We start from the raw sequence: 12,933 nt of genomic DNA, 5'->3' as shown, positions 1-12,933 counted from the left end.
TATAATGGAGGGATAATTATGTCTATTTTAGTTACTGGTGGTGCAGGATATATAGGTAGCCATACTTGTGTTGAACTTTTAAAAGAAGGATACGATGTTGTCGTAATAGATAATTTATGTAATTCAAACAAAAAATCTTTAGATAAAGTTTTTGAAATAACAGGTAAAATGGTAAAATTTTATGAAGAAGATTTATTAAATAAAGAAGGTGTTAAAAGGGTATTTGAAAATGAAAAAATAGATGCAGTTATACATTTTGCAGCGTTAAAAGCGGTAGGAGAATCGGTACAAAAACCTTTAGAATACTATCATAACAATATAACAGGTACATTAGTTTTATTTGAAGTAATGAAAGAATATAATGTTAAAAATATAGTTTTTAGCTCTTCAGCAACTGTTTATGGAGACCCAAAATTTGTGCCTATTACAGAAGATTGCCCTAAAGGTGTTATTACAAATCCATATGGTCAAACAAAATCTATGATGGAACAGATTTTAACAGATTTTAATGTAGCAGATAAAAGTTTTAATGTTGTTTTACTTAGATACTTTAATCCTGCTGGGGCTCACGAAAGTGGAATTATGGGGGAAGACCCAAAAGGTATACCAAATAACCTTATGCCTTATGTTTCACAAGTTGCTGTTGGTAAGTTAGATTGTTTAGGTATTTTTGGTAATGACTATGACACAAAAGATGGTACTGGTGTGAGGGATTATATACACGTTGTAGACCTTGCTATTGGACATATAAAAGCTATTAAAAAATTAGAAACATCTCAAGGTGTTTTTGTATATAATTTAGGTACGGGAACAGGATATAGTGTTTTGGATATAGTTAATGCTTTTGAAAAAGCATCTAATAAAAAAATTAAATATGAGTTTAAACCACGAAGAGCAGGGGATATTGCTAAATGCTATGCAGACCCGACTAAAGCAGAAAAAGAGCTTGGTTGGAAAGCAGAAAGAAACCTTGAGCAAATGTGTGAAGATGCTTGGAGATGGCAAACAAATAATCCTAATGGATATGAAGATTAATACTAAAGGCTGTAGATAAAATCTACAGCCTTGTAATACTTAGTTTGTATATAGTAGTAGTTTGATATAATTGGTTAGCATCTATGATAGGTTTTTTAAATGTTTCTATATTATAACAGTTAGGGAAATACTGTGTTTCAAAGCAAAAGCCACTTCTTGATAAATAGTTAGTGTTACATTTGCCAAATTGTTTTATATTGTTAAAATTTCCAGTGTAAAATTGTAGCCCTGGTAAGTCTGTATAAGCCTCTAAGCATATACCTGTTTTTTTAGAATAAGCTTTTGCAGCTAGTGTAATATCATTATTTTTGTTGTTTATAACATAGTTATGGTCGTATCCATTACCTAGTTTAATTTGACTATAATCTTCTTCTATATCTTTTCCTATTGCTTTAAATTTTGTAAAATCCATAGGAGTGTCAAAAACATTTAAAATTTTGCCACTAGGTATATTTGTATTTTCTTTAAAAGGTGTAAAACTATCAGCATTTATCATAATTTCTTGATTTAATATATTAGGGTCTGTATGTCCATTTAAGTTAAAATATGTGTGATTTGTAAAATTTGCAATAGTTTTTTTATCACATTTACCTTTATATGTTATTACAAGAGAGTTATCTTCCTTTAAAGTATAAAAAACAGAAATACTAAAATTACCTTCCATATTTTGAAAACCATCAGCTAATAAAGTAGAAAATATTACTGTATTATTTATATTGTCTGTTTTATAATCCCATACTATGCTAGATGTACTATTAAATCCACTGTGTAAATTGTTTTCGCCATCATTTTTATCTAAATTATATGTTTTATTATCTATTTTAAAAGTTGCATTTTCTATTCTATTAGCATTTCTACCAATTGTAGCACCTAAGCAAAATTCGTTGTTTAAATACCCTTTAGGGTTGTCAAATCCTAAGATTACATCTACATCATTTCCATTTTTATCTTTTAAAATAGCAGATACAATAGATGCTCCTATGTTAGTAAGTTTTATGGTAATATTATTATTTTTTAAAGTGATTATTTTATAAGGTTCTTCTAAAAAATTTTCTACTAAAATTGACATATAACAAGCTCCTATATAATTATAATAAATTTTAATTATATAGTATAATAATAACTATATTTTTGTCAATATAAAAACTAACTAATTAAATTTGTTAAAAATATTAATAGTTTACAAAAAATTAAATAAATAATAGTTGAACAAATTATACAAATTATGTATAATATCTATTAAGGAAAATTATAGTTATATATTAAACACTAGCTTTACATATAACTATGCTAATAAATTTACATTTTTAAATATTTATAGTATGTTAATAATAAAATTAGATATTATAATTAATGTTAAAATTAATAAACTTTAAATAAGGTTTAGATTATTTGGAGGGAATGATGAAATGGATAACAATATAAATGAGCCTAAAAGTAATGGCGATTTTAATAATAATAACAATAAAAAGCCAAATAAAAACACTGCTTTAACTATACTTATTGTAGCTATTGTTTTAACTTTTTTATTTAATATGATGACAGTATCTATGATAACAAAAAGTAGCAGAGAAATTGACTATAGTGAATTTTTAAATATGCTAGAAGATGGCAAAATTGAAAAGGTTGAAGTGCAAGCTGGGAAAATTTTAATATTCCCTAAAGAAGAAACAAAAAAAGGAAGTAAAATATTTGGTATAGGGTCTCCACACACTTTATATACAGGTAGATTTCCAGATTTTACATTAAAAGAAGATTTAAAAAAATATGACGTAGATTTTAAAGCACCTATAGTAGAAAATAATGGATTTGTAAACTTTTTTGTTTATTATATTTTACCTATTTTAGTAATGTATCTTATATTAACACTTTTATTTAGAGGACTTAGCAAAAAAATGGGTGGCGGTATGTTTGGTATGGGAAAAAGTAATGCCAAAGTTTATATGCAAAAAGAAACAGGAGTTACATTTAAAGATGTAGCAGGGCAAGAAGAAGCTAAAGAATCCTTAAGAGAAATAGTTGACTTTTTAAATAATCCAGAAAAATATTCTAAAATAGGGGCAGTTCAACCAAAGGGTGCATTATTAGTTGGTCCTCCTGGTACAGGTAAAACTATGCTTGCAAAGGCAGTTGCAGGGGAGGCTAATGTTACATTTTTATCTATAGCAGGGTCTGACTTTGTAGAAATGTATGTAGGACTTGGTGCATCTAGGGTGCGTAGCCTTTATAAACAAGCTATGGAAAATACACCTTGTATAGTTTTTATAGATGAAATAGATGCTATTGGTAAAAAAAGAGATGGACACGGTGGTGGAAATGATGAAAGAGAGCAAACACTAAATCAGCTTTTATCAGAAATGGATGGGTTTGACACTTCTAAAGGTATTGTTATATTAGCTGCTACTAATAGGCCTGAAGTTTTAGATAAAGCTCTTTTAAGGCCAGGAAGGTTTGATAGAAGAATAATAGTAGAAAAACCAGACCTTAAAGGAAGAGAAGATATATTAAAAGTACACGCTAAAAAGGTTAAACTTGATAAAAATGTAGACCTAAAAAAAATAGCGTTAGCTACAAGTGGTAGTGTTGGTGCAGACCTTGCTAATATGGTTAATGAGGCTGCTCTTAGGGCAGTTAGATGTGGTAGGGAACTTGTAAAGCAAGAAGACCTTATGGAAGCAGTAGAAGTAGTTATAGCTGGTAAAGAGAAAAAAGACCGTATTTTATCAGAGCAAGAAAGACGTATTGTTGCTTACCACGAAGTAGGTCACGCATTGGTGTCGGCTATGCTAAAAAATACTAAGCCAGTACAAAAGATAACTATTGTACCTAGAACAATGGGGTCTTTAGGATATACTTTACAAATACCAGAACAAGATAAATATTTACAAAACAATGTGGAAATGCTTGAAGAAATAATGGTATTATTAGGTGGACGTTGTGCAGAGGAAGTAGAATTTGGCTCTATAACAACAGGTGCTAGTAATGATATACAAAGAGCTACTAGCATAGCTAGAAGTATGGTAACTTTATATGGTATGAGTGATAAATTTGATATGGTTGCTTTAGAAGATATAGAGAATAGATACCTTGATGGCAGAATGGTTTCAAATTGTTCATCTAAAACTCAAAGAGAAATTGACAAAGAAATACAGTCTATAATAAAAGAATGCCATATTAAAGCTAGAAATATACTCAAAGAAAATAAAACAGCTTTAGATAAAATATCAGAATATTTAATAGAAAAAGAAAATATTACTGGTGAAGAATTTATGGAAATATTAAAAGAAGTTTGTCCAGATTATATAGAAAAAGTAAATGATATAGAAAAAGATAATTTTAACAAAAAAGAAAAAAGCAATAACAAGTTATTTAAAAATAAAAATATATTTTTAACAGAAGGTAGACGTAGACAAAAGAGATTTATATACAAAATTAGAAAGCATAACAGTAAATTAAAAAAATTATAAAATAATAAAAAATAGTGGTGATTATATGAGTATAATTAATTGGAGAGAAGAACTTTTCCCATATAAACAAGCAACAGATGAGCTATATATAAAATTTAATAGCATAAAAAAGGAATATATAGACCTTGAACAACATTCGCCTATAGAACTTGTTCAGACTAGAGTTAAATCTATAGCTAGTATTATAGATAAGTCTAACAAAAGAGATATACATTTAACAAAAGTATTTGAAAAATTAGAAGATATAGCAGGAGTTAGGATAATTTGTAAATTTGTTGAAGATATATATAAAGTTGTTCAACTTATAAGAGATAGAGATGGCAAAGACCTTACTATAAAAGAAGAAGAAGACTATATAAATAATACTAAAAGTAGTGGGTATAGAAGCTATCATATTACTATAAAATACAAAGTTATAACAGCAACTGGTGCTAAGGAAATACCTTGTGAAATACAAATTAGAACTATGGCTATGAATTTTTGGGCTACTATTGAGCATTCTCTTAGATATAAATATAATGGTAATATGCCAACTCATTTAAGAGAAAAGATAGAGGCTTGTGCTGAAGCATCATTTAAGCTAGATACAGAAATGGGTACAATACGAGAAGAAATAATAGAAACTCAAAAAGTAATACAAATAAAAGAAAATTTGGTATATGAAATCTTAAAAAATATACAAAACCTATATTACATAGGGAAAATAGAAGAAATGAATGAATTTAATAAAGAATTTATAGATTTATATCAAGAAGGAGATATAGAAAAATTAAATAAATTTAATAATAAGTTACACACTATGGCAACTTTATATAAAGTAAGTTATATTGGATAATGAAATAGCATAATTAACTATAAAATATTTTAGTTAATTATGCTATTCATATATGCAGAAGGCTATTTAATATAATTAAAATTAAATTAACAAGTATTTTTTATTATTTTTAATATTTATTATATATAAATAAAATAATTAAAAAAATATATATAAGTTATTGACAAATTTACATATAAAGACTATAATATAAGTATAAAGATGTTATATAAATCTTATAGCATAATTAGTACTCAAATAATTTAGGTTGGTTACTAATTATGCTATAAGTGAGATTTAGACCCCATCTCGCCTCTGTTTACAAGCGTACCATGATAGGGTTGTTTTTTTATACTTATATAAATAAAATTAATTTTGTGGAGTTATTATGGCTAAAGAAAATATTTATGAACAGCAAATAAATATGCTTTTAGATAAAGGAATATTAATAGAGGACAAAAAAGAAGTTATTAATACTCTATCTTCTTTAAATTATTATATTTTAATAGGTTATATACCGAATTTTACAGATAAAAATATAAACTATAAAAATAAAATAAGTTTTAACTCTATTTATAAAACGTATTTATTTGATAGAAGGCTATGAAATATAATTGTATATATTTTAGAAATAATAGAAAATACACTAAAAACTAAAATAGCATATGCTATTTTTAATGAAGTAGGTGATTTTGGTTATTTAGATAATAAAAATTTTAAAGATTTTAAAGAACATAAAATGCTTATTAATAATTTAAAAAGATTATTGCAAAAAGATAAAAAAATAGAGATGATAGATTACTATATTAAAGAATATAATAATAGATTGCCAATAAATGTGTGTATTAATATTTTTACAATGGGTATGATTAATAGCCTATATAAAAATATTAATACCCCTATACAAAAAATAGTCGCAAAAGAATATAATACTGGTGTGAATCAACTTACAAGCTGGATAGAAAATATTGTATATGTTAGAAATTTGGTTGCACATTATATGAGGATGTATAATTTTAAATTGCAAAAAACACCTGCTAATTGTAAAGTAAATCACCAACATAATATTATTACATACAGAATATTTGATATATTTCATATTATGAAATTTTTAGTCTTAGATAAAGCACAATGGAATAATTATATAATATTAACATTAGAATCCTTAATAGAAGAATATAAAGAATACATAGAACTAGATTTAATTGGATTTTCTGATGATTGGAAAGAAATATTAATTAAATTTTAAAATAGGTATAAATAATTAAAATTTAAGTATAATAATATATATTAATAATAAATAGTTGAAATAATATTAAATATGTGATATAATGTAATAACTTTAAGGGGATGCAATGGTTTCGACGGGGGTTTTGAAGATAGAGATAGCCATTCGTAGTGAAATCTACGTTAAAATTTCAAAAATTTTTAAAATTAAACGACAAAGATAATTTTGCGTTTGCAGCTTAATTAAAAGCTGCCACTAGCCTTTGGTAGCTCACTGCTAAAGTTACTAGTGCCGAAAAGGTGAGGAACTTTGTTCTTTAAGCTTTGCAAGAACAAAAGATTTTATGAAGCTACCTAATTTAATAGCTTGTTAGTTAGTAATTATTTTAGGGAATTTATTTTAACTAACTGTAATGGGAGAAGTCTTTATTGACGAGCTTTCGGACAGGAGTTCGATTCTCCTCATCTCCATACTATACATTTTTTATATTTCAAAACCTTTTAAAGCCTTGATTTTTCAAGGTTTTTTTAATTGTAAAAATATTAAATAAAATAAAAAATGATAAACTTGGGGTAAACTTTTTATTAAAAAATTAAGTCATCTATAGCTTTTTTCTTTTTAGTTTCTGATATATGTGTATAGATATTTGCATTCATTTTTATATAACTGTAACTAATTAATACACTTGCAGTTTTTATATCAATACCTTGTTCTGATAACATACTGCAAAAAGTATGTCTTAAATCGTGAAACTTACAATCAACAATTATTTTTAACATTTTTAATACATTATCTGGTTTGTAGTATCTACAAGTTTTAGTAGCAAATAAAGGTAGAGTGTTATTTGTCTATTGTCAATAAAGTAGATGATATAAAGCTACAATATTTTTTAAAATTATATGGAACATTTTGACATAAGAAGCAATTATTTTTTATTGTATAATTTATTGTAATATAGTAAGTAAATAAGAATATTTTAAAAGAAAAAAGCAGATATTGAAGAAATAATTTTTAATCTAAAGAAAGATTTAGAAAAATTAAACATAGTGCTTTTAAATATAGAAAATAATCAGGAAAAAGATTATATAAAATTTTCAAATTTTTTAATAAAATAGTTTATTCTAATCAAAAAGAAGATTTATATTTTTAATTATAAATATTTTATTTATTCTTCTGTTATTCTATAATCTCTAGTTATTTTTTTAACTACAATAGAATTATCAATATTAAATTCTTTTAATAAAGGTATTTGTTTTATCATTTTATTATATTTTTCTTGTTCGATACCCTGTTGTATTCCTTTTTGTAAGGCTTCTTTAAATTTTTATTTTTTTTAAAGTGTAATATATTCTTGGCTACTTTCTTTATTATCTTTAATTCTATTTGGTTTATTATTTATCATATTTATAAATTATTTTATTTTTTTTGCCATTCATATATTTTATGTTAGATATTTTGAACTTTAATAATTTATATACTTATTAATCTATCATTAATTTAGATAAAATAAAATCGTTTCTTATATCTAATTTTTCCTATTTTTACTCATCTTTTATTTACACCTATTTTACTTTCTTTAAAATAAATTTCCTTTAATATTATTAACAATATTCTAATTATCCACTTTTTATATCTGTTATATAAAGAGATAAAGAGTTTTTAAAATTAAGTCCAATTTGAATTAATTTACCTTTATAAAAATAATTAAGTCTTTTTTAGCCAACTTTTTATCTCTTGGAAATAGAGCTTATTCATTTTATATAAACTTCTATTATTTAAATTTTGTTTAATTTACGGTTTATATATTATTTTTAAATTCTATTATAAAAATGAATTTTCATATGGTTATGGGTATCCACACTGTTTGGGCAATAAGCGTGTACAATTATATTTTCATAACCTACACCTGATGTAGATTTGTTACTTAAATGATGAGCCCCTGTGCAATCTGGTATATAATTACGAGCAAAAGTGTTTGTACTGCTTAATGCTAATGTAGCGATTATACTTAATGGAAAAACAATTTTAACATAGCAAATACCCCTTAAAATATAAACTTTTTATATGTAATAAACTATATTCTATTAGTAGAATATTTAATGATGTAATTATAATGGGTATTTTCTTAAGTGTCAATTAGAATTATAGTGATTGAGAAAAACACAGGTTTAGATGATTTCCCACTTTTTTAAGCTATTTATCATATAATCTTTTATATTTATATCATATACTTCATTTAAAGTATTACTTTTTATGATATTTGTACTTTTGTCAAAGAACTTTATAGCTCCATTTTGTAAAACCATTATATTTTCTGATAAAAGCATTGCAAGGTTTATATCGTGTATAACACCTATTATTGTTTTATTTTCTTTTTTAGACCAATCTTTTAAAAACTGTATAAGCTCTATTTGATATTTAAAATCTAAATGGTTGGTAGGTTCATCTAATAATATTATATCTGGATTTTGTGCAATTAATCTTGCTAAAAAAACTCTTTGTAATTGTCCTCCAGACAGATTAGATATATATCTATCTTTAAAATCTAGTAAGCCAACAGTTTTTAAAGCATTTATTACTATATCAATGTCTTGTTTGGTATTATTTACTAAAAATTTATCTTGATGAGCATATCTTCCCATCATAACAGTATCAAATACAGAATAATTAAAGCTAATACACATTAATTGACTTAGCATACCAATTTTTTTAGCTAAATCTTTTCTTTTTATACTGGAGATATTTTTATTGTTAATAAATATCTCTCCAATAAAGCTAATATTGTTGGATAAGCATTTTAAAAGGGTAGTTTTTCCACAACCATTGGGTCCTATTATACTTAAACTTTCACCTTTTGAGAGCTGAAAATTAATATTATCTAAAGATTTAAATTTACTGTAAAATACCGAAAGATTAGTTACTTTTATCATAGTATTATTTCCTTTTATCAAAATATAAGTATATAAAAAATGGAGCACCTATAGCAGATGTAACAGCACCAACAGGTAGTTCAATAGGAGCAGTTATAGTTCTAGCTACTAAATCACATAAAACCATAAAAGTGCCACCTAGTATTAATGACATAGATAGTACATATTTATGGCTAGCTCCAAATATTTTTCTTGTTATATGAGGTGTAAATAAATCTATAAAGCCTATAACTCCAACAACAGAAACAACAAATCCAGTTAATAACGATGCCATAGATAATAAAAATAATTTTACTTTTTTAACTTCAACACCACTAATGTTAGCTTGTTCATCTCCAAAGCTTAATATATCCAATTCTCTGTATTTAAAAAACACTAATAAAAAAACTATTAGTATAGTAGGGTATAGTATAAGTATATATATATTATTTTTCATAGAAAAGCTACCCATTTGCCAAAATATAAGGCTTTGTAAATCTTCTTTTGCAAAAGTTATTATTATAGATAACATAGCATTAGTAAAAAGAGAAAAAGCCATACCTGTAAGTATTATGGCGTTGTTTTGCATTGTTTTATCTAACTTTGTAGCTATTGCTATGGCGATAAAAACTGTTATTATACCAAATAAAAACCCAAATATTTGTATAGAAAAAATACCAAATATATATATTTTAAATAATATACAAATACTAGCACCAAGTGATGCTCCAGAAGAAACTCCAAGAGTATAAGATGATGCTAGTGAATTTTTAAGTAAAGATTGTATAATAGTTCCGCTTAATGAAAGACCAGCTCCACATATAAAGGCTAATAAAACCCTTGGAAGCCTAATTTTCCATAAAATAGATAAAAAAGTTTCGTTTATTTCTAAAAAATTAAAATTACATATTTTATATAGTAAAATATTTATTGTATGTGTTGGTGGAATAAAAACACTACCTACACCTACTGCAAATATAAAAATAATAAAGCTTAACATAAAACATATTACTATTTTATATATATTTTTCATAAAATCCTCATTGTAATTAATTATTTGTAATCATAGCACATAACATTTCTCTAAGTATTTTACAAGCAACAGCAGTAGAAACACCACTATGGTCATAGTGAGGAGAAAGCTCAACTATATCTGCACCTATAATATTTAGAGTAGACACTTCTTTTATAGCATTTATAAGCTCATTAAAGCTAACACCACCAGCTTCTGTTGTTCCAGTACCAGACATAATAGAAGGGTCTAATACATCTAAGTCTATTGAAAAATATACAGGCTTGCCATTAAGACTATTTACTATTTCTTTTAATGTGTCAAAATTAAATTTGTTAATGTAAACGTGCCCTTCTTTAGCCCAATAAAATTCTTCCTTTGTACCACTTCTTATACCAAATTGATAAATCTTATTATCGCCTATAAAGTCCCAAACTCTTTTAAACACGCTAGAATGAGAAAGTTTTTCTCCTAAATATTCTTCTCTTAAATCTGTATGTGCATCAAAATGTATAATATGCAAATCTGGATATTTATTAAATGCTTCCTTTATAACAGGTAAAGATACTAAATGCTCTCCACCTATCATAAGAGGTTTTTTATTACTATCAAATATTTTTTTTGCTTGTTCTTGTATTATATCTAATGCAGATTGTGTAGCGCCAAAAGGTAAATCTAAATCTCCGTTATCATTTACATTATAATCTTCTATATCTAAATCAAAATAAGGGCTATATGTTTCTAATCCGATAGATTCTATACGCATTGTTTGTGGGGCAAACCTAGTACCTGGTCTAAATGTAGTTGTACCATCAAATGGCGCTCCAAAAATAATAAAATCTGCATCTTCAAAGCTACTTTCACACCCTAAAAACTTTTTAGGTAAATAATTTACGTTCATTTTTATTATCCTTTCTAAATTTTATTCATTTTCATCTTCACCAAGGACTTTTATTATGCCTTGTTCTTCATCATCGTTCATAACTACACAGTTTTGTTCCATATAATATTTATAGCTAGAGATTATTTTTTCTGTTATAAGCTCACCCGGTATAATTAATGGTATGCCTGGAGGGTAAATCATAATAGATTCTCCACAAACTTGTCCTAGTGCATCATCTATACATATAGTGCTTTTAGGTGAAAAATAAGCATCTCTAGGTAAAACTATAGTTTTTGGTTTTTCAAAGAAATTAGATATTTCTATTTTAAATGGCTCTTTTTTACCATAAAATCTTTTTGATAAATCTTCAAAGGCAGATACTAAAGTATCTATTGTTTCATTTGTATCTCCAATACCAACAACAGCTAAAACAACATAGCTTTCTGCAAGCTCTAGCTGAATGTTATATTCTTCTTTTAATATTTTATAAACTTGAAATCCAGATAGACCAAGTTCATTAACTTTTATAACAAATTTTGTATCGTCAAAATCGTATATACCGTGCTCGTCATTTTCATCTATATAATCTTCTGATATAACAGATATACCAGCTACTTTAGATAATCTAACTTTTGCCTCTGCACATTTTTTTAATAAATCTGCAAATATCTTTTTACCTTTTAAGGCCAGGTTAGAGCGAGCTATATCCATACTAGCTAACAATAGATAAGATGCACTTGTTGTTTGCATAAGGTTTATAGTACCCCTTATTTTATTTATATCTATTATACCTTCGTTATGAAATAGGGCAGAGCTTTGTGTAAGAGAGCCTGCAGTTTTATGTAAACTAGCAGTAGACATATCAGCACCTAGCTTCATAGCACAGTCTGGCAAATATGGATGGAAAGGAAGATGAGCCCCGTGTGCTTCATCTACCAAAACAGCAATATTATGTCTATGGCAAATTTTTATTATTTTTCTAAGGTCAGATGCTACACCAAAATAGGTAGGATTAATTATGAAAATAGCTTTAGCATCTGGGTGTGCTTTTATAGTTTCTTTAACAGTTTCTACTTTAACACCATTTGCTATACCATAATTATAATCTATCTCTGGTTGTATAAATATAGGGGTTGCACCAGATAAAATAATAGCATTAATAACAGATTTATGTACATTACGCGGAATAATTATTTTATCTTTTGGAGCACAAGCACTAAGTATCATTGTTTGCACACCAAATGTAGAACCGTTAACTAGCATAAATGCATTATCTGCACCATATGCTTCTGCTAAAAGTTCTTCGGCTTCTAATATTACTCCAACAGGATGTGAAAGCATATCAAGTTCTTTAGTAGAGTTTGCATCAAAAGATATTATGTCTTCACCCATAGCTTTAGCAATAAAAGTATCTTTATTTTTTTTATGACCTGGAACGTCAAAGTGTACTATATTTTCTTCTCTATATTTAGATAGAGCAGTAAAAATAGGAGTTAACTTTTGTTTTTCTAAGTTCATTTTATATAACACCCTTAAATATCCTTTTGAGATATCGCACCCATTCTATAAATTATTTTAAAAATCT

The 12,933-nt window shown here is 26.2% G+C and carries 9 protein-coding genes, 1 other RNA gene and 1 pseudogene; 5 read left to right on the top strand and 6 right to left on the bottom strand.

Going from position 1 to position 12,933, the window contains the following annotated elements; all coding sequences use genetic code 11:
• The first annotated feature begins 18 nt into the window (after positions 1–18).
• Complete coding sequence (gene galE, locus R5Z65_RS05620; RefSeq protein ID WP_317367681.1) at positions 19–1,035, top strand: UDP-glucose 4-epimerase GalE; 1,017 nt, start codon at positions 19–21, stop codon at positions 1,033–1,035.
• 22 nt (positions 1,036–1,057) lie between these two features.
• Here galE and R5Z65_RS05615 read toward each other — a convergent pair whose 3' ends face one another.
• The gene (locus tag R5Z65_RS05615; protein ID WP_317367679.1) at positions 1,058–2,104 is read right to left on the bottom strand and encodes an aldose epimerase family protein; all 1,047 of its coding nucleotides are present in this window, start codon (positions 2,102–2,104) and stop codon (positions 1,058–1,060) included.
• A 340-nt stretch (positions 2,105–2,444) separates the two neighbouring features.
• Between R5Z65_RS05615 and ftsH the strand changes: the two genes are divergently transcribed.
• From ftsH to ssrA, 4 genes and pseudogenes are all read left to right on the top strand, one after another.
• A complete protein-coding gene (ftsH, locus tag R5Z65_RS05610) occupies positions 2,445–4,502 on the top strand; it encodes an ATP-dependent zinc metalloprotease FtsH (RefSeq protein WP_317367678.1) in 2,058 nt (685 codons plus the stop codon).
• Positions 4,503–4,527: 25 nt separating this feature from the next.
• Positions 4,528–5,337 (top strand): GTP pyrophosphokinase family protein, encoded by an 810-nt coding sequence (locus tag R5Z65_RS05605; RefSeq protein WP_317367676.1) that lies wholly within the window; start codon positions 4,528–4,530, stop codon positions 5,335–5,337.
• Between the two features lie 367 nt (positions 5,338–5,704).
• A pseudogene (locus R5Z65_RS05595) lies at positions 5,705–6,565 on the top strand (Abi family protein).
• A gap of 97 nt (positions 6,566–6,662) precedes the next feature.
• Positions 6,663–7,017, top strand: a transfer-messenger RNA (tmRNA) gene (ssrA, locus tag R5Z65_RS05590).
• Between the two features lie 111 nt (positions 7,018–7,128).
• Here the strand turns inward: ssrA and R5Z65_RS05585 are convergent.
• The 5 genes from R5Z65_RS05585 to R5Z65_RS05565 form a co-directional block, all read right to left on the bottom strand.
• Complete coding sequence (locus R5Z65_RS05585; RefSeq protein ID WP_317367673.1) at positions 7,129–7,323, bottom strand: tyrosine-type recombinase/integrase; 195 nt, start codon at positions 7,321–7,323, stop codon at positions 7,129–7,131.
• A 1,389-nt stretch (positions 7,324–8,712) separates the two neighbouring features.
• Positions 8,713–9,474: an ABC transporter ATP-binding protein gene (locus tag R5Z65_RS05580; RefSeq protein ID WP_317367672.1), complete on the bottom strand. Its 762-nt coding sequence runs from the start codon at positions 9,472–9,474 to the stop codon at positions 8,713–8,715.
• 4 nt (positions 9,475–9,478) lie between these two features.
• Positions 9,479–10,486: an iron ABC transporter permease gene (locus R5Z65_RS05575; RefSeq protein ID WP_317367671.1), complete on the bottom strand. Its 1,008-nt coding sequence runs from the start codon at positions 10,484–10,486 to the stop codon at positions 9,479–9,481.
• Between the two features lie 16 nt (positions 10,487–10,502).
• Entirely contained in the window at positions 10,503–11,366 is an 864-nt protein-coding gene (gene speB, locus R5Z65_RS05570) for an agmatinase (protein WP_317367669.1), read from the bottom strand.
• 21 nt (positions 11,367–11,387) lie between these two features.
• Positions 11,388–12,866: an aminotransferase class I/II-fold pyridoxal phosphate-dependent enzyme gene (locus tag R5Z65_RS05565; protein WP_317367666.1), complete on the bottom strand. Its 1,479-nt coding sequence runs from the start codon at positions 12,864–12,866 to the stop codon at positions 11,388–11,390.
• Positions 12,867–12,933 lie beyond the last annotated feature (67 nt).

The organism is uncultured Tyzzerella sp., assembly GCF_963558545.1.
Taxonomy (GTDB): domain Bacteria; phylum Bacillota; class Clostridia; order Lachnospirales; family CAG-274; genus Tyzzerella.
This window is presented reverse-complemented; position numbering and strand designations above follow the sequence as displayed.

Excerpts from the sequence above, each read along its gene's own strand:
- speB (WP_317367669.1), bottom strand. The coding sequence starts at position 11,366 with ATGAACGTAAATTATTTACCTAAAAAGTTTTTAGGGTGTGAAAGTAGC.
- R5Z65_RS05605 (WP_317367676.1), top strand. The coding sequence starts at position 4,528 with ATGAGTATAATTAATTGGAGAGAAGAACTTTTCCCATATAAACAAGCA.
- R5Z65_RS05575 (WP_317367671.1), bottom strand. The coding sequence starts at position 10,486 with ATGAAAAATATATATAAAATAGTAATATGTTTTATGTTAAGCTTTATT.
- galE (WP_317367681.1), top strand. The coding sequence starts at position 19 with ATGTCTATTTTAGTTACTGGTGGTGCAGGATATATAGGTAGCCATACT.
- R5Z65_RS05615 (WP_317367679.1), bottom strand. The coding sequence starts at position 2,104 with ATGTCAATTTTAGTAGAAAATTTTTTAGAAGAACCTTATAAAATAATC.
- R5Z65_RS05585 (WP_317367673.1), bottom strand. The coding sequence starts at position 7,323 with ATGTTAAAAATAATTGTTGATTGTAAGTTTCACGATTTAAGACATACT.
- R5Z65_RS05565 (WP_317367666.1), bottom strand. The coding sequence starts at position 12,866 with ATGAACTTAGAAAAACAAAAGTTAACTCCTATTTTTACTGCTCTATCT.
- R5Z65_RS05580 (WP_317367672.1), bottom strand. The coding sequence starts at position 9,474 with ATGATAAAAGTAACTAATCTTTCGGTATTTTACAGTAAATTTAAATCT.
- ftsH (WP_317367678.1), top strand. The coding sequence starts at position 2,445 with ATGGATAACAATATAAATGAGCCTAAAAGTAATGGCGATTTTAATAAT.